Source organism: Pseudomonas sp. NBRC 111138, from assembly GCF_001320835.1.
Taxonomy (GTDB): Bacteria; Pseudomonadota; Gammaproteobacteria; order Pseudomonadales; family Pseudomonadaceae; genus Aquipseudomonas; species Aquipseudomonas paracarnis.
This window is the reverse complement of record NZ_BCBO01000116.1, coordinates 1-18,314: the sequence shown is the minus strand read 5'-3', so window position 1 is coordinate 18,314 and position 18,314 is coordinate 1. Positions and strand designations below refer to the sequence as shown.

Here is an 18,314-nt window from a genome sequence, read left to right as displayed (position 1 = left end):
TCAAGAGCAAGAGCGGCTCGCTTCGCATCGTGGAGTGTGTGGCCGGGCGCGATCAACTGTGGGAGCTGGCTTGCCTGCGAAGGTATCGACTCGGTGTGCCTGAATCACCGAGTTGACTGGATCGCAGGCAAGCCAGCTCCCACAGTGACCGTGCTCTACCTACCCAGCTGTTATGCCTCTCACACCGCAATCCTGTAAGTTTCGCCAAAAATACCCATCAAGCCGTTAGTCGCCGCACCCCGCGATGCATTAAAGTAAACGCCCCAGGCCCGGTGTTCTGTCACGACACCCAGGCTCATCTTTCCAGGAACCGTCATCGATGGAACATCGTGAAGCGCTGCTTGCGCTGCGAACCTTTCTTTCTACGCAGATTCTCGGCCAGGAAAAACTCATCGATCGCCTGCTGATCGCCCTGCTCGCTGACGGCCATATGCTGGTCGAAGGCGCACCGGGGCTGGCCAAGACCAAGGCGATCAAGGAGTTGGCCGAAGGGATCGAAGCGCAGTTCCATCGTATCCAGTTCACCCCCGACCTGTTGCCCGCCGATATCACCGGCACCGAGATCTATCGTCCGGAAACCGGCAGCTTCGTATTCCAGCAGGGGCCGATCTTCCATAACCTGGTGCTCGCAGACGAAATCAACCGTGCCCCGGCCAAGGTGCAGTCGGCCTTGCTCGAAGCCATGGCCGAGCGCCAGGTCAGCGTGGGCCGCAGCACTTACGAGTTGTCGCCGCTGTTCCTGGTGATGGCCACGCAAAACCCCATCGAGCAGGAAGGCACCTACCCGCTGCCCGAAGCGCAGCTCGACCGGTTCCTGATGCACGTCAAGATCGGCTTCCCGGACGCCGCCGTCGAGCGCCGCATCCTGCAGCAAGCTCGTGGCGAAGCATTGAATGGCGAAACCAAGCCCGAGCGGCGCGTCAGCCAACAGGCGATCTTTGCCGCCCGCAAGGAAATCCTCGGCTTGTACATGGCCGATGCCGTGGAGGAATACCTGGTGCAACTGGTGATGGCCACGCGCACCCCTGCGAAGTTCGATCCGGAAATGGCCGAGTGGATCGCCTATGGCGCCAGCCCGCGTGGTTCCATCGCCCTGGACCGTTGTGCCCGGGCCCATGCCTGGCTGGCCGGTCGCGATTTTGTCAGCCCGGAAGATATCCAGGCGGTCTTGTTCGACGTGCTGCGTCACCGCATCATCCTGTCGTTCGAGGCCGAGGCCGCCGGTGTCGACCAGGACCGCGTGGTGCAACGCATTCTCGACGTCGTTGCCGTCGCTTGAAGTCGATGAACGCAAGCGATGGCATCCGCGTAACCCTCAGTGAATTGATTGAGATGCGCCACCGCGTGCGTGAGGTGCAGTTGTTCTCCACGCCTGGCCAGCGTAGCCCGCTGGTGGGCCTGCATCACTCCAAGCTGCGCGGGCGTGGCGTCGATTTCGACCAGGTGCGCGTGTACCAGGCCGGCGACGATGTGCGCACCATCGACTGGCGCGTGACGGCGCGTACCCAGGAGCCGCACACCAAGCTGTTCCACGAAGAGCGCGAGCGACCGATTTTCATCATGGTCGAGCAAAGTTGCCGGCTGTTTTTCGGCTCGGGGCAAATGTTCAAGTCGGTGCTTGCCGCCCAGGCCGCCAGCCTGATCGGTTGGGCCGCCCTGGGCCATAACGACCGGGTGGGCGGGCTGGTGTTCGGCGACAGCGAGCACTACGAGATCAAGCCACGGCGCAGCAAGCAGAGCCTGTTGCAACTGCTCAACCGGCTGGTGCGGGTCAACCAGAGCCTGAACACCGAGCGTCAACCGGAAGCGGATGCCCTGGGCATGGCCTTGCGCCGTGGCCGCGAGGTGCTGCGCCCCGGCAGCCTGGTGGTGGTGATCTGTGATGAGCGCGCCCTCACCGAAGGCGCCGAGCAACAGCTGAGTCTGTTGGCGCGCCATTGCGACCTGCTGTTATTACCGATCTCCGACCCGCTGGACCACGCCCTGCCCGCCGCCGGGCTGCTGCGTTTCGCACAAAGAGGTGCGCAACTGGAACTGGACACACTGAACATCGACCTGCGCCAGGCCTACAAGGCTCAGGCCGAAGCGCGTATCGCCCGCTGGGAACTGCTCGCGCAGAAGCTGCGGCTGTTGTTGATGCCCTTGAGCACCCAGAGTGAAATGGTCGAGCAACTGCGCGAATATCTCAACCCGCAACGCCCGGTTAAAAAACCATGAGCAGCCTGGACCAACTGCAACCGCTGATCGCCCCGCCCGCCATTGGCTTTTGGCCACCTGCGCCGGGCTGGTGGCTGTTGCTGCTGGTGATCCCACTGCTCGGTTGGGGCTTGTGGTGGCTGCGCCGTTTCCTGCCGGCCCGCCGCCCTGTGGCCCGCGCCGAACAACCACTGGACCCGTTGCGTATCGCCGCCCTGGCCGAGCTGGCTTTGATGCCCAAGCCCTACGACGGTGCGCCTGCGGGCGCCTGGCTGCAGCAACTCAACGGCCTGCTCAAGCGCCTGTGCCGTAACGACTACCCTTATAGCCAGAGCCATACCCTCAACGGGCGCAAATGGCTGGCCTTCCTGGACAACCGCTGCCCCGCCGCCGGCCTGACGCGCTGGATGGTGTTGGTGGAAGGCGCCTACAAACCCGAATGCAAGCTCGACGACAAAGCCATCGCCGGCCTCACCCAAGCCGTCGACACCTGGATTCGCAAACATGTTTGAGTTCGCCTGGCCGTGGATCTTCGCCCTGTTGCCACTGCCCTGGGTCATGCGCTTGGTGCTGCCCGTGGCCGACAGCGGCGAACCGGCGCTGAAAGTCAGCTACCTCAGCGACCTCGAAGGCCTGGCCCGCCGCCGTGCCCGCGTCAACCTGCCCGGCTGGCGCCAGCAAGCCGCATTCGTGGTGCTGTGGTTGCTGCTGTTGACCGCCGCCGCCCGCCCGCAATGGCTGGGCGAACCCTTGCCGATTGCTGCCAGCGGTCGGGATTTGCTGGTGGCGGTGGATGTCTCCGGCTCCATGGATTTTCCCGACATGCATTGGCAGGACGAGGACGTCAGCCGCCTGGCCCTGGTCAAGCACCTGCTGGGAGACTTTCTGGAGGAGCGTGAAGGTGACCGCGTGGGCCTGATCCTGTTCGGCAGCCAAGCCTACCTGCAAGCGCCCCTGACCTTTGACCGCCGCACCGTGCGCACCTGGCTGGATGAAGCGCGCATCGGTATTGCTGGCAAGAACACCGCCATCGGCGACGCCATCGGCCTGGCCATAAAACGCCTGCGCCAGCGCCCGGCGCAAAGCCGTGTGCTGATCCTGGTCACCGACGGCGCCAACAACGCCGGGCAGATCGACCCGTTGACCGCCGCGCGCCTGGCGGCCGAGGAAGGCGTGAAAATCTACCCCATCGGCATCGGCGCCGACCCCGAGCAAACCGGCTCCCTGGGCATCCTAGGCGTAAACCCGAGCCTGGACCTCGACGAACCGGCGCTCAAGGCACTGGCCGAGACCACCGGTGGCCAGTATTTCCGCGCCCGAGACGGCGAGGAACTGCTGAAGATCAAGGACACTCTCGACACCCTCGAGCCCGTGGAACAACAACCCACCCAGGCCCGCCCGGCCCAGGCGCTGTACAGCGGCCCATTGGCCTTGGCGTTGGTGTTGAGCCTGTTGCTGGTGATCCAGGAACGCTGGCCGAACAACGCTTTGCAACGAGCCTTCAATAGGCTATCGAGCAGGGGCATCTTTTTGCAGCAACACCCTGAATGGCGCCAGCGTCTGCAGCGCCTGCGTTTGCGGAGGCGTCGATGATCGCGCTGTGGCCGCACTGGTTGCACCCCTGGTGGCTGTTGTTGCTGCCCCTGCTCGGCTGGTTGCTGTGGCAGCTCTGGCATCGGCAAAAGCGCGCCGGGCGTTGGCAGATGATCCTGCCGCCGGCGTTCCATGCCGAGTTGCTCAGCGGTGGCAATGGCCGCGAGAGTAAATCGCCGTGGGTGGTGCTCGGCATCGCCTGGCTGTTGGCCGTGCTCGCGTTATTGGGCCCCAGTTGGCAACGGGTTGAACAGGCCAGCCAGAAACCTTCCGACCCCTTGGTGGTGCTGCTGGAACTGACCCCGGAAATGCTCGCCACCGACAGCCCGCCCAACCGCCTGGAACAGGCACGGCGCAAGCTGTATGACTTACTGCAAGCGCGCACCGATGCGCAAACAGCCATCATCGTGTATGCCGGCAGCGCCCATACCCTGGTGCCGCTGTCCGATGACCTGGCCACCAGCCGCAACCTGTTGGAAGCCCTGCGCCCGTCGATCATGCCCGAGCCCGGCCATCGTGCCGATCTGGCTGTGGAAAAAGCCCTGGGCCTGCTCAAGCAAGGCGGTCTCGGCCAGGGGCGCCTGCTGCTGATCGGTTCCTCATTGTCCAAACAAGAGCGCCAGGGCATCCGCCTGCAACTGCAAAGTGCCCAGGCTCCAACGTTGTCGATCCTCGGCATCGGCAGCCGCGAAGGTACGCCGGTGACTCAGGAGAGCGGCGAATTCCTCAAGGACGACCAGGGCGCGATCCTGGTGCCGCGCCTCGACAGCCCGACCCTCAAGGCGTTCGCCAGCGAAATGGGCGGCCGCTACCGTGCGGCGCGCCTGGATGACAAGGACCTGCGCCAACTCGGCATGCTCGACAGCGCCCAAGCCCTGCGCGACGACGGCCAACGGCTGCGCCTGGACAGCTGGGCCGATCAGGGTTACTGGCTGCTTTTGCCGTTGTTGCTGCTGGCCGCGTGCGCCGGGCGTCGCGGCTGGCTGTTCTGCCTGCCCTTGCTGCTGATGGGCGCGCCGCAACCCAGCTACGCCTTTGGGCTGCAGGACCTGTGGCTTCGCCCCGACCAACAAGGCCAGTACCTGCTCAAGCACAAACGCCCGGCCGAAGCCGCCGAACACTTCCAGGACCCGCAATGGCAAGGCGTTGCGTTGTATGAAGCCGGCAATTACGCCGAGGCCATCAAGCGGTTTGCCCAAGGCAGCGACGCCTATTCCCACTATAACCGCGGCAATGCCCTGGCCAAGGCCGGTGAACTTGAAGCGGCCCTTGATGCGTATGAACAAGCCCTGGAAGCCCAGCCCGATTTGCAGCCCGCGCTGAAAAACAAAGCCCTGGTTGAAGCGCTGATGCAGGAGCAAGCGCAGCCCGAGCCGGACCCGCCCGCAAAAAACGCAGATGACGAAACCGCCCAACCCGGCCAAACTGCGCAACCGGGCACCAGCGCACAAACGGCCCAGGGCGGCGAGCAATCGTCCCACGGCCAGGGCGAAGCCGGTACCGCTGAGACTCAGACAGGCGCCGCGCCTCAGCCAGGCGGTAATGAAGTGCCTGGCAGCGAACTGGGCGACGAGCAGACCACCACGCCGCCACTGCGCCCCGCCGACACACGCCTGGAAGGCGAGCGCCGCCAAGCACTGGAGCAATGGTTGCAGGAGATCCCGGACAACCCCGGCGAGCTGTTGCGCCGCAAATTCTGGTACGAACAGCAACAACATCAGGACACCACTCGATGAGCCGCCGCACCACCCTTTTGCTCCTGCTCGCGTTGTCGGCAGGCCACGCCCAGGCGGCGGACCTGGTCGCCAGCGTAGACCGCAGCCGCCTCAACTCCGGGGAAACGGTGGAGCTGACGGTGCAATCCAGTGATGTGACCCAGTTTGGCAAACCGGACCTGTCGCCCCTGGACGCGCAGTTCGAAGTCAGCGGCACCCGCCAGATCAACCAACTCACCACGCTGGACGGCGACAACCACGCCACCACCCGCTGGATCATCACCCTGCTGCCCAGGGTGAACGGCAACGTGGTGATCCCGCCGCTGCAGGTGGGCGCGCTCAAGACCCAGCCGATCACCCTGCAAGTGGTGGAAAGCGCCAGCCAGAACACCAGCGCCGAACTGGCCCCGGTGTTCATCGAAGCCAGCCTCGACCAGACCAGCGTGTACGTGCAGGCCCAGGCCCTGTTGACCGTACGCGTGTACCACTCGGTGTCGCTGTATGACGACAGCAGCCTCACGCCCTTGCAGATACCGGATGCACGTGTCGAACAACTGGGCGAATCACGCACCTATGAGAAGGTCATCAACAGCATCCGCCATGGCGTGATCGAAACCCGCTACGCCCTCTACCCGCAACACAGTGGCGCCGTGGTGATTCCGGCGCAGACCTTCAGCGCTACCCTGGTGGAATCGCGACCGCCCCAGGAAAACACCCTGCAGGGCACCAAGCCGGGCAAGATGATTCATGTCAGCTCTGCGCCCCTGCCCTTGACGGTCAAACCCAAACCGGACGCCTACCCCGCCGACGCCCCCTGGCTGCCCGCGCGCAGCCTGACCTTGAGCGAAGGCTGGAACCCCACGCCGGACCACGTGCAAGTCGGCGACTCCCTGACCCGCAGCCTTACCGTGGAGGCCGAAGGCCTGTCCAGCGCACAGCTGCCGGCGCTGCCCGGCACCGAGGTCAACGGCCTGCGCCGCTACCCCGACCAACCAGTGATGGCTAACCGTACCAGCGACCGCGGCCTGACCGGCAGCCGTGAAGACCGCGAAGCCCTGGTGCCGACCCGCGCCGGCGAGCTGGAACTGCCCGCCGTGGAAGTGGTGTGGTGGAACACCCACGAAGATCATCTGGAACGCACCAGCCTGCCGGCGCGCACCGTGCACGTGGCGGTGAACCCCAGCCTGGTGGTGGACACCCCGGCGACACCGACCATCATCACCGCCCCCGATGATGACCGCCTGTGGCTGTGGCAACTGAGCACACTGATACTGGCCTGCACCACCCTGCTGGGCTTTGGCCTGTGGTGGCGCGCACGCCGGCAACCGGCGGTACAACGCGCCGCGCAAACCGGTCCCAGCCCACGCACCCTGCTCGACGACCTCAAGCGCGCCACCCAGGCCAACGACCCTCATGCTACCCGCCAGGCCCTCGACGCCTGGGCACGGCAACAGCCGGAAACGCTGGCCGACATGGCCGCGCGGTTTGTGCCGCTGTCCGATGCCCTGGATGGGTTGAATGGCGCGCTGTACAGCGAAAGCGGCCAATACTGGTTGGGTGATGACCTGTGGCGTGCCATCAAGGCGATCCCCGTGGTCGAACGCGAACAAGACCCGGCCACCAACACCACCAGTTTGCCGCCGCTCTACCCCAAGTACCCCTCGAGCCTGCTCGTTCCCACGCTCTGCGTGGGAATGCCGCCCCGGACGCTCCGCGTCCAGGTCTCGACCAACACCACAAAACCCTGTGGGAGCGGGCTTGCCCGCGATGGCGGTGTAACAGTCGGCAGACGTGCTGGCTGATACTCATCCATCGCAGGCAAGCCAGCTCCCACAGTGGATCTGCGTCGCCTGATCGACATGGCCCGCACCCTCGCCGACCGTGCGCTCGATTGCCTGCAACCCAACCCCACTGACACGCCATAGCCCCCGTAGGAGCGAGCTTGCTCGCGAAGAACTCATAGGCGCCGCGTTTATCCAGGAAACACGCGTCATCGTTGACGTTTTTCGCGAGCAAGCTCGCTCCTACAATCAGCCATCAGGGCTGGCCCACACTCCGCTGATCGCGTCGGCCATGAGTCCACGCGCACTTTTACAGGTAAACTCCCCTCCTTTTCATCTTCTCCACGGAGTTCGCCTTGCGTCTGTTTCATACCTCCGACTGGCACTTGGGCCAAAACCTCCACGGCCAGGAACGCGACTTCGAACACGCCTGTTTCCTTGAATGGCTGCTGGGCCAACTCAAGGCCCAGCGCCCGGATGTGCTGTTGATCGCCGGCGATATCTTCGACACGGTCAACCCGCCGCTCAAGGCCCAGGAGCGCTTGTATGACTTCATCATCAGCGCCCACGAACAACAGCCGACGCTGACCATTGTGATGATTGCCGGCAACCATGACTCCGGTTCGCGCATTGAGCTGCCTGCGCCTCTGATGCGCCGCCTGCGCACCCACGCCCTGGGCCGGGTGCTGTGGCTGGATGACGGGCAACTGGATGCCGACCGGCTGCTGATCCCGCTGCCCAATGCCAAAGGCAAGATCGCCGCCTGGTGCCTGGCGCTGCCCTTCCTGCGCCCGGCGGAAGTCACCGGCGCACAGCTGGGCGATGATTACCTGCGCGGCATCGGCCAAGTGCATGAATGGCTGATCGCGGCCGCCAATGCCAAGCGCAACAAAGGCCAGGCGTTGATAGCCATCAGCCATGCGCATATGGCCGGTGGATCGGTATCCGAAGACTCCGAACGCAGCCTGATCATCGGCAATGCCGAGGCGCTGCCTGCCACACTGTTCGACCGAAGCGTGGCGTATGTGGCCCTCGGCCATTTGCACAAACCGCAAAAGGTCAATGGCGAGGAGCGCATTCGCTACAGCGGCTCGCCAATCCCCCTATCGTTCTCCGAAATCGGCTACAAGCACCAGATTCTCGACGTGACGTTCCAGGGCGAAAGGCTGGTGGGCTGCGAACCGATCCTGATTCCCCGCTCCGTCAACCTGCAACGCCTGGATGCCGCGCCCCTGGCCGATATCCTCAAGCAACTCGGTGAGCTGCCCGACATCGACCTGCTCGCCGAAACCCAGCGCCACCCCTGGCTGGAAGTGCGCGTGCGCCTCGACGAGCCGCAACCGGACCTGCGCCAACAGATCGAAACTGCACTGCAAGGCAAGGCCGTGCGCCTGGTGCGTATCGCCGCCGAGTATGCCGGCACACGCGGCAGCGCAGAGGTAGACGATGCGCAACTGATCGAACTCGACCAGCTCACGCCCCAGGAACTGTTCAGCCGCGCCTGGCAGGACAGCTACGGCAGTGAGGTGGATGAACAGACCTTGAAGGACTTCGCCGTGCTGCTCCAGGAAGTACAACAGGAGGGCGAACAGCCATGAAGATCCTCGCCATCCGCCTGAAAAACCTCGCCTCCCTGGCGGGCCCGTTCGAAATCGACTTTACCGCGGAGCCCCTGGCCAGTGCGGGTCTGTTCGCCATCACCGGGCCGACCGGCGCGGGTAAAAGTACCCTGCTCGATGCGCTGTGCCTGGCGCTGTTTGGCGCGGTGCCGCGCCTGGGTGACACCGGCCAGGCCAAGATGCCGGACGCCGACACGGATATTTCCATCGGCGACCCGCGCACCCTGATTCGACGCGGCACCGGTGGTGGCTATGCCGAGGTGGATTTTGTCGGTGTCAGTGGCCGTCGCTACCGTGCGCGCTGGGAAGCCAACCGCGCCCGTGACAAGGCCAGCGGCAAGTTGCAGAACAGCCGGCAAAGCCTGATCGACCTGGACAGCGACCAACTGTTGGCCAGCCAGAAAACCGAATACAAGACCCAGCTCGAATTGGCCCTGGGCCTGAACTTCGAACAGTTCACCCGTGCAGTGCTGCTGGCGCAAAGCGAGTTCAGCGCCTTCCTCAAGGCCAATGACAATGAGCGCAGCGAACTGCTGGAAAAGCTCACCGATACCGCGCTCTACACCCAGCTCGGCCGCCGTGCGTTCGATAAGGCCAAAGAGGCCAAGGACGCCCACAAACAGCTGCAGGACCAAGCCACCGGCGTGGTACCCCTGGCACCCGAAGCCCGCGCCGAGCTGGATCAACAGTTGGCCCACGCCCAGCAGCAACTCAAAACCCAACAAGCCCAGCTCAAGCAGCTGGAGTTGCAGCACACCTGGCTCAAGGAACTGCGTGAATGGCAGGAGCGCCATCAACACGCAGTGGAGCAACTGCAACGCGACGAAGCAACCTGGGCCAGCCAAGGCCAGCAACGCCAGGATCTGCGCCTGCTGGAGCAGTTGGCACCGCAACGCCATCACTTCCTGCGCCAGGCAGAACTCGGCACCTTGCTGACGCCCCTGGCGGCACAGATTGCCCAGCACCTCGAGCAACAAACCGCCCTGCATTCCCGCCAGGAACAGGCGCAACACCAGCAAGTGGCCGCCCAGGCAGCACTGGCCGAGGCCCTGAAACACCAGGCCGACGCCGCGCCCCTGTTGCGCCAGGCCATCGAAGAGCAAAACACCCTCGCCCATGTGAGCCGCGAACTGGCCAAGCGCAACGAGGAAAAACACCAGCACGAAAGCGCCTGCACCGAAGGCCAGGCCCTGCTCGACGGCTTGCAACACACCCAGGCCCAAGGCACCGAGCGCCTGCAGCGCCTGGCCACCGAACTTGAGCATAGCGCCGCCCTCGCGCCGCTGAGCGATGCCTGGAACGCCTACCGTGACCGCCTGCAACAACTGGTGTTGATCGGCAATCGCCTCAACCAAGGCCAGGCCGAGCTGGGGCAGCTCGAACAGCGCGCCAGCGCCGCCATTGAACAGTTCACCCAACAGCGCGAAGCCCTGGATTTGCTCTACCACGAGGCCGGTGCCGAACCGCACGCGGTGGCCGAACAAATCCAATTGCTGGCCAGCCTGCTGCAAGACAATCGCAAGCAACAGCGCGCCTTCGAAGACCTGGCCCGCCTGTGGGACAGCCAGCAACAGTTGGATCAACAGGCCTCTGCGCTCACGCAAAGGCTCGCCGAGGCCGCGCAAAAACGCGAACAACTGAACCAGACCGGCCTGCAAACCAAGGCCGAACTCACCGTTGCCGAACAAACCCTGGCGGTGACCAAGCAACTGCTTGAGCGCCAACGCCTGGCCCGCAGTGCCAGCGTCGAGGAGTTACGCGAGCAGTTGCAGGATGACCAACCCTGCCCGGTGTGCGGCAGCCACGAACACCCCTATCACCAGCCTGAAGCCCTGCTGCAAAGCCTGGGCCGCCATGATGAAAGTGAAGAGGCGGCGGCGCAGAAAGCCGTCGACAGCCTCAAGGAAAAACTCACCGAACTGCGCGGTGAAGTCGGCGGCCTGATCGCTCAGCAAAAAGAGTTCCTGCAACAGCAGGAACAGTTGGCCACCCAGCAGCAGGGTTTGGCACCGAGCCTGCATGCCCACCCACTGTCGGCCTCGCTGTTCAATCAGGACCCCGCTAAGCGCAGCCCTTGGCTGGCCCAGCAACTGGCCCAATTGACCCAAAGCATCAGCCAGGACGAACAACGCCAAGGCGCCCTGCTCAACCTGCAACAGAACGCCGGGCGCTTGCAGCAACAATTGCAAGCGGCCCAGGACGCCAGCCAGCAAGCCCGGCAATTGCTGGTGGACCAACAACGGCAACTGGCCGGCGACCGCGAACGCCTGGAGGCGGAACTCAGCGCCTTCTCCAATCTGTTGCCCGCCGAGACGCTGGAAGGCTTGCGCAGCGCGCCTGCGGCGACCTTCATGCAGCTCGACCAACAGGTCAGTCAGCGCCTTGAGCAGTTGGGCCATCAACGCGACGAGCAGGCCGAGCAGCAGGAGCGCCAACAGGCCATCGAGAAACAACACACCCACCAACAGCATCGTCAGCAGCAACTTGAAACTGTGAATCTGCAAGTCGCCGAGCTGGCCGACCAGCAACACGCCGTCCAGGAAAAACTCCGCGCCTTGCTAGGGGATTACCCCAGCGCCGAACACTGGCAACAGCAGCTGGAGCAAGCCGTCACGCAGTCGCGTCAAAGCGAGACCGACGCCAACCAGGAACTGCACGCCGTGCACACGGCGCAAGTACAGCTGGCCGCCGACCTCAAGGCCCAGCAGCAACGCCAGCAGGCATTGGAGGCGGAGCAGCACGCCCTTGCGACACGCATCGGCGAATGGCGCGCCCAGCACCCAGACCTGGATGATCAGGGCCTGGCACGCCTGTTGGCCCTTGATGAAGCCCAGGTCGCGCAGTTGCGTCAGCACCTGCACAGCAGCGAAAAGGCCGTCGAGCAAGCCAAGGTTCTGCTGCACGAGCGCGAACAGCGCCTGGCCGAACACCAGGCCCTGCACAACGGCAACCTGGAGGCCGAGCAACTGGACGCCACCCTGGCAACGCTTGACCAGCAACTGCTGGAGGGTGAGAAACACTGCGCCGAACTGCGCGCACGCCAGTCCGAAGACCAGCGTCGCCAGAATGCCAACCAGGCCCTGGCCGAACAGATCGCCAAAGCTTACGAGCAGTGGCAGCGCTGGGCACGCCTGAATGCGCTGATCGGCTCGGCCACCGGCGACACCTTCCGCAAGATCGCCCAGGCCTACAACCTCGACTTGCTGGTGCACCATGCCAACGTGCAACTGCGCCAACTGGTGCGCCGCTACCGGCTCAAACGCGGCGGCAGCATGCTGGGGCTGCTGGTGATGGACACAGAGATGGGCGATGAACTGCGTTCGGTGCATTCATTGTCCGGTGGCGAAACCTTCCTGGTGTCGTTGGCACTGGCGTTGGGGCTGGCGTCCATGGCGTCGAGCACCTTGAAGATCGAGTCGCTGTTTATCGACGAAGGCTTTGGCAGCCTTGATCCGGAGTCGTTGCAATTGGCGATGGACGCTCTGGACGGCTTGCAGGCCCAGGGCCGCAAAGTGGCAGTGATCTCCCATGTACAGGAAATGCATGAACGCATCCCGGTGCAGATCCAGGTCCAGCGCCAGGGCAATGGCTTGAGTACCCTGGAGGTCAAGTGAACGAAGCGCTGCTGTACTCGTTCCGACGCTGCCCGTATGCGATGCGGGCGCGGCTGGCCTTGCGCTACTCAGGCGTTCCTGTGCGAATCGTCGAGGTGAGCCTCAAGGCCAAGCCAGCCGAGATGCTGGCACTGTCGCCCAAGGGTACGGTGCCGATGTTGAGTGTCGAAGGTCGAGTGATCGAGGAGAGCCTGGAGATCATGCAATGGGCGCTGGCGCAGCACGATCCGGATGATTGGCTGCTACAAGGTGACCCTGCGGTGCTGACGTTGATTGCCGAGAATGATCAGGTGTTCAAGCATCACTTGAATCGATACAAGTATGCCGAGCGCTACCCGGAACAGCCGATGGAGCATTATCGGGCCGAGGGTGAGGTGTTCTTGCAAAAGTTGGAAGGCTTGCTGGCGGAGCGTGAGTACTTGCTCGCCGAACACCCGAGCCTGGCGGATGCGGCACTGGCGCCGTTTGTGCGCCAGTTTGCTCATGTAGATCGGGAGTGGTTTGCAGCGACGCCGTATCAGCGTTTGCAGGTTTGGTTGCAGCGGTTTCTGGAGTCGCCGCTGTTTATCGCGGTGATGACAAAACCCTGACGACACCCAATATTGCATTAGTGAACAAGCTTCTTTTCACACTTCAAACTTAGACAAAATCTACCCCATACTTTACTCGCACCGATAGAGTATGGAGCAGACTCACTTTCAAATAACCCCCCATATCGCCCTACATTTCCTGCAGAATAATATTATCTACAAGGATATCGGTGTATGATCCTGCTGGCAGGTCAAACCAAAATTGAATAAGGGAGCCACCAGCTTCTTCAATACGAATGTTTCCCGAGAAATTACTCCAAGACGCCCCCGTAAATGATCCCCGAAAATTACTGATTTTAGCGTTCACATGGACAGCAAAACGAGCAGTTATTATAGGATTCACTGGCCTTACATCGAACGATAATTTATAACTCTTACCCTTCTGCAGATTCCAATATCCCTTCATTAGTACTTGCCAATATCCAGATGTAGTTTTCACGGACGGAAAACCTGCGAAACAGTTTCCATTTATATCGACGAAATACAACTTACCGTTGGATTGCAAGTGGAGATCCCACCCATTGGCATCACCATGTTCAAATGTCGTCAGATCATAAAACTTTGTAGCAACTATATACTCCACCACTGGAAATCTAATGGCATCAGCTTCAGCTTTACTTAGACTGAAAGCCGCTTTTAACTCCACCTGCAGCTTGGTGCCATCACCCAATCCATTCAAATAACTACGAGCGATCCCTGGTTCGATTTTCTCGTTAGCGATCCAGGTCGGGTTGACAGCTGCACTGCCCGCACCGTTGTACACCGTCAGCGAATGATCATCGCCCTTGTCCGTTTTCCCCAGCAGCCTCAACCAGACGGGGTTAGGCGCAGTGATAAACGGCCAGACACCAATTTGCCCTGTGGCATCGCCGGTAAACGTAGCCAAGTTCAGTACTTGAGTCGCCTCGTTAGCCTGATTGATCTTGAGCACCGTTTTGGCCAACTCAGCCTGGGGTATCGGCGTCACCGTCACCGTCAACACCTTGGACGCAACCACCTTGCCGCTACGGGTTACGTCGTACTTAAGCGTGAGCGTCTTGTTGGCATTGCCGACGTTGGCGGCAATCGCGGCCTTGGTAATATCGAACGTGACTTTGCCCGCCGTTACCCCATTCTTGGCCGGGATCACCGGAGAACCCGCACCGGCTGTCCCCACCATCGTCACCTTGATGCTGTCTGTGGTGTACATCGGTGTGTACTCCACGGACACCGTGCCACCGTTTTGTGCATTCAACGGCGCCAGGGTAACTGAGGTACCCGTCCCCGTGGCCTGGGTCAACTTGGGAACAGGGAATTCTGCCGGCAGTGTATTGACGGTGTACTCCACTATCGGAAAGCTGATGGCCAGGGTTTCATCCTTGCTTGTGCTGACCGCTGCCTTGAGCTCCATCTGCAGCTTGGTGCCATCACCCAATCCATTCAAATAACTACGAGCGATCCCTGGTTCGATTTTTCCGTTAGCGATCCAGGTCGGGTTGACAGCTGCACTGCCCGCCCCGTTGTACACCGTCAGCGAATGATCATCGCCCTTGTCCGTTTTCCCCTGCAGCTTCAACCAGACGGGGTAAGGTGCAGTGATAAACGGCCAGACACCAATTTGCCCTGTGGCATTGCCGGTAAACGTAGTCAAGTCCAGTACTTGAGTGGCCGCGTTAGCCTGATTGATCTTGAGTACCGTTTTGGCCAACTCAGCCTGGGGTATCGGCGTCACCGTCACCGTCAACACCTTGGACGATACAACCTTGCCGTTACGGGTTACATCGTACTTAAGCGTGAGCGTCTTGTTGGCATTGCCGACGTTGGCGACAATCGCGGCCTTGGGAATATCGAACGTGACTTTGCCCGCCGTTACCCCATTCTTGGCCGGGATCACCGGCGACCCCGTACCGGCTGTCCCCACCATCGTCACCTTGATGCTGTCTGTGGTGTACATCGGTGTGTACTCCACCGACACCGTGCCACCGTTTTGTGCATTCAACGGCGCCAGGATAACTGAGGTACCCGTCCCCGTGGCCTGGGTCAACTTGGGAACAGGGAATTCTGCCGGGAGTGTATTGACGGTGTACTCCACTATCGGAAAGCTGATGGCCAGGGTTTCATCCTTGCTTGTGCTGACCGCGGCCTTGAGCTCCATCTGCAGCTTGGTGCCATCACCCAATCCATTCAAATAACTACGAGCAATCCCTGGTTCGATTTTTCCGTTAGCGATCCAGGTCGGGTTCACAGCTGCACTGCCCGCCCCGTTGTACACCGTCAGCGAATGATCATCACCCTTGTCCGTTTTCCCCTGCAGCTTCAACCAGACGGGGTAAGGTGCAGTGATAAACGGCCAGACACCAATTTGCCCTGTGGCATTGCCGGTAAACGTAGTCAAGTCCAGTACTTGAGTGGCCGCGTTAGCCTGATTGATCTTGAGCACCGTTTTGGCCAACTCAGCCTGGGGTATCGGCGTCACCGTCACCGTCAACACCTTGGACGCAACCACCTTGCTGCTACGGGTTACGTCGTACTTAAGGGTGAACGTCTTGTTGGCATTACCGACGTTGGCGACAATCGCGGCCTTGGGAATATCGAACGTGACTTTGCCCGCGGTTACCCCATTCTTGGCCGGGATCACCGGCGACCCCGCACCGGCTGTCCCCACCATCGTCACCTTGATGCTGTCTGTGGTGTACATCGGTGTGTACTCCACGGACACCGTGCCACCGTTTTGTGCATTCAACGGCGCCAGGGTAACTGAGGTACCCGTCCCCGTGGCCTGGGTCAACTTGGGAACAGGGAATTCTGCCGGCAGTGTATTGACGGTGTACTCCACTATCGGAAAGCTGATGGCCTCGGCTTCAACCTTGCTAAGACTGACTGCGGCTTTGAATTCCATCCTCAATTTTGTGCCATGGCCCAACCCATCGAGGTAAGTGCGCAACAGGCGATATTCATAACGGCCTTGGGCAACCCAGTTCGGATTGACATACGAGCTGTTGAAACTGAACAGCGTCAGGTCATGAGCAACATTAGCGGTTGTTCTACCAAAAAACTTCAACGAGACCGGATAAGGGGCGGTGATAAACGGCCAGGTGCCGACATGCGCCATCGCGTTGCCGGCGAAGCTATCCAGGTCCAATACCTTTGTCGCGCTATTGGCCTCGTTGAGCCTGATGACCGTCTTGGCCAGCTCCGATTGCGGTATCGGCCTCACGGTCACCGTCAAAATTGCCGACGTGACCGAGACTCCCGCACGGGTTACCACATAGTGGTATTTCACCGTGGTGACGTGGTCACGAATGTTCGCCGCAATCGCCGCCCTGGAAATATCGAACGCCACCTCCTGCAAGGCTTCATTCCCAGGTTTGGCCGGGATATCTGGCGAACCGCCATTGCCGGCGCCTACCATGCTGGCTTTGATCGAGTCACCGTTGCGCATGCCCACGTAGCTCACCACCAATTGGGTGCCCTGTTGCACCTTAAGGGGTTCCAGGTCGGCGGTGTCGGGGCCGGTGGTTTGCGCTTCAAGCAAGGTCGGCGACGGCAGTTCGCCCACGCCACGGCTGATCAGCACCTCGGTGATCTGTGAGTAACGCGGCATCGCCTCATCAGCGCGTGTCAGCGTATAGAACACCGTCACCGACTCATCCAGGTTGTTCTCCACGTAGTATTTTTCGATGTCGTGGGTGGTGGTGGCGCCATTCACGGCCACTTGCACTGGCACTTCGGTGCGGGCGCCCCGGCCAAGCCAGTACATGCGGATCCAGTCGCCGCGCAGTGTTTCGCCAAACGGTGCAAACACGGTGGCGTAGGCGCCTACATCATCCGGATTCAGCTGGCCGCTGACCGCCTTGTCGACAATCGGCTTGGGCATCGTACGCTTGATCTGACCCACCACGATCTGCAACCGCAGGGACTCCTGCGGGCGGCCGCCGGGCCGGGTGTGGGCGTAAAACACTTCGGTCAGGTGGCCGTCGAAACGCCGCAGTTCGTCGGGGTATACCGTAAACAACAAATCCCCATCGGCCGTAGGCGGAATATCGTCGACTTCGCGGCCGATGCGATGTTCGATGGTGTTATCGGCGCTGCTGACCCGGAAGATGACTTCGATATAACCGTCCTTCGGCCAGCTCCCTTGAAGGGGGAAGCGTACGGTCGCGTCGACATCCGGCTCGATATGGCCACCCTGGTCCTCGTCTATCGTCGGCGCCGGCCACCTGACGACTTGCCCCACGACCTCCAGATAGAGCTTTTCGGAAGGCTGTTGCACCGCGCCATTCTGATACAGGGCATGCACGCTCGCGCTGCCTTCGGCAATCGCGCTCACCAGCGCGTTGGGAACCTCAAAGGTATAAAGGCCTGCTCTACTGAGTTCTTCGGTGTGCGTATAAGGGATCGAATTGCCTTCACTGTCCAAACCGGCCCAGATCAGCGTCACGTGGGAATAGGCGCTAGCCTCCTGGGAGAGGACCCAAAGGGCCACTTCCACATCCCAACTGCCCAGTTCCGCGAGGTCGATTTTCGTACCGGTGTCTGGAAACTGCAGCCACGGCGCTTCGGGGCGCACCTCATTGAGGTGCACATCAATCAATGACACCGCCGACCAGCGCGCCCGCTCCTCCGGCAGATTGCCGCCCGCGTCCCGCACCTGGTAAGCCACGCGCGTAAGCCGGTTATTGCCCGCGGCGCTGATAGTGGCGTAGTCGACGGTCAAGGTGATGTCACGGCCCACTTCGCCGGGTTGGACCCGGTGCTGAACCACTTGCGAGCCCCAGGCCAGAGTGATCAGGTCATAAGCGCGCATGTTTAGCCAGTAGCGAATGATGATCTTGACACCCGCCAGTGCCTGCTGCTGGTTGACGCCATGCAGCAAAACCTCCGGTGGGACCTCATACGCCAGCCCCTGGTGGCCGGGCAGACTGTCTTTGTCTTCGCCACCGGGGCGAGTCAGGCTGACCCGTAACTTGATTTCTTCGGTGAATGACTCATTGCCGCTGCTGCGCCTTAGCATGCCACGTACACCGTCGACCAAGTACGGGACGATATGGTGCGCGGGAACAGTCATCGGGAACAGGTCAAGGTTTTGCTCGCCTTCGCGAATCGGCGTAGAGGCCACGGGAATATTACGGTTGCCCCAGAACAGTGAGGCAACACTGCCCGGAGTGACGCCATCTTTGGGGTTGATCAGGTAGACCACCAACGGCACCTCGGTATGCCGCAGGCC

General features: G+C 61.7%; 9 protein-coding genes and 1 pseudogene. 9 read left to right on the top strand and 1 reads right to left on the bottom strand.

The annotated features are described in order from the left end of the window. Positions 1-319 precede the first annotated feature (319 nt). The 9 genes and pseudogenes from APH41_RS21240 to APH41_RS21200 all read left to right on the top strand — a co-directional run bounded on the left by APH41_RS21240 (position 320) and on the right by APH41_RS21200 (position 13,108). On the top strand, positions 320-1,279 hold the full coding sequence (locus APH41_RS21240) for a MoxR family ATPase (protein ID WP_020301524.1): 960 nt from the start codon (positions 320-322) through the stop codon (positions 1,277-1,279). 5 nt (positions 1,280-1,284) lie between these two features. Next, positions 1,285-2,217 (top strand): DUF58 domain-containing protein, encoded by a 933-nt coding sequence (locus APH41_RS21235; RefSeq protein ID WP_044273431.1) that lies wholly within the window; start codon positions 1,285-1,287, stop codon positions 2,215-2,217. Continuing rightward, positions 2,214-2,708, top strand: a complete 495-nt coding sequence (locus tag APH41_RS21230; protein ID WP_003190798.1) for a DUF4381 domain-containing protein — start codon at positions 2,214-2,216, stop codon at positions 2,706-2,708. Before APH41_RS21235 ends, APH41_RS21230 begins: the two co-directional genes overlap by 4 nt. After that, on the top strand, positions 2,701-3,789 hold the full coding sequence (locus APH41_RS21225; RefSeq protein ID WP_054897968.1) for a VWA domain-containing protein: 1,089 nt from the start codon (positions 2,701-2,703) through the stop codon (positions 3,787-3,789). Before APH41_RS21230 ends, APH41_RS21225 begins: the two co-directional genes overlap by 8 nt. Continuing rightward, the gene (locus tag APH41_RS21220; RefSeq protein WP_054921294.1) at positions 3,786-5,525 is read left to right on the top strand and encodes a tetratricopeptide repeat protein; all 1,740 of its coding nucleotides are present in this window, start codon (positions 3,786-3,788) and stop codon (positions 5,523-5,525) included. The genes APH41_RS21225 and APH41_RS21220 overlap by 4 nt, the downstream gene beginning before the upstream one ends. Next, positions 5,522-7,159, top strand: a pseudogene (locus APH41_RS21215) (BatD family protein); the annotation flags it as partial. The gene APH41_RS21220 and the pseudogene APH41_RS21215, both read left to right, overlap by 4 nt. Before the next feature lie 482 nt (positions 7,160-7,641). Then, positions 7,642-8,883 carry an exonuclease SbcCD subunit D C-terminal domain-containing protein gene (locus APH41_RS21210; RefSeq protein ID WP_054897971.1) on the top strand — a complete coding sequence of 414 codons (1,242 nt, stop codon included), beginning with the start codon at positions 7,642-7,644 and terminating at the stop codon, positions 8,881-8,883. Next, positions 8,880-12,518, top strand: a complete 3,639-nt coding sequence (locus tag APH41_RS21205; RefSeq protein WP_054921292.1) for an AAA family ATPase — start codon at positions 8,880-8,882, stop codon at positions 12,516-12,518. Before APH41_RS21210 ends, APH41_RS21205 begins: the two co-directional genes overlap by 4 nt. Continuing rightward, positions 12,515-13,108: a glutathione S-transferase gene (locus APH41_RS21200; protein WP_054921289.1), complete on the top strand. Its 594-nt coding sequence runs from the start codon at positions 12,515-12,517 to the stop codon at positions 13,106-13,108. The genes APH41_RS21205 and APH41_RS21200 overlap by 4 nt, the downstream gene beginning before the upstream one ends. 130 nt (positions 13,109-13,238) lie before the next feature. Here the strand turns inward: APH41_RS21200 and APH41_RS21195 are convergent, their stop codons facing one another. After that, entirely contained in the window at positions 13,239-18,287 is a 5,049-nt protein-coding gene (locus APH41_RS21195; protein WP_156359076.1) for a hypothetical protein, read from the bottom strand. Positions 18,288-18,314 lie beyond the last annotated feature (27 nt).

What these genes read in the sequence shown, in the direction of transcription:
- APH41_RS21225 (WP_054897968.1), top strand. Translation starts at nt 2,701, where the DNA reads ATGTTTGAGTTCGCCTGGCCGTGGATCTTCGCCCTGTTGCCACTGCCC.
- APH41_RS21205 (WP_054921292.1), top strand. Translation starts at nt 8,880, where the DNA reads ATGAAGATCCTCGCCATCCGCCTGAAAAACCTCGCCTCCCTGGCGGGC.
- APH41_RS21220 (WP_054921294.1), top strand. Translation starts at nt 3,786, where the DNA reads ATGATCGCGCTGTGGCCGCACTGGTTGCACCCCTGGTGGCTGTTGTTG.
- APH41_RS21240 (WP_020301524.1), top strand. Translation starts at nt 320, where the DNA reads ATGGAACATCGTGAAGCGCTGCTTGCGCTGCGAACCTTTCTTTCTACG.
- APH41_RS21230 (WP_003190798.1), top strand. Translation starts at nt 2,214, where the DNA reads ATGAGCAGCCTGGACCAACTGCAACCGCTGATCGCCCCGCCCGCCATT.
- APH41_RS21235 (WP_044273431.1), top strand. Translation starts at nt 1,285, where the DNA reads ATGAACGCAAGCGATGGCATCCGCGTAACCCTCAGTGAATTGATTGAG.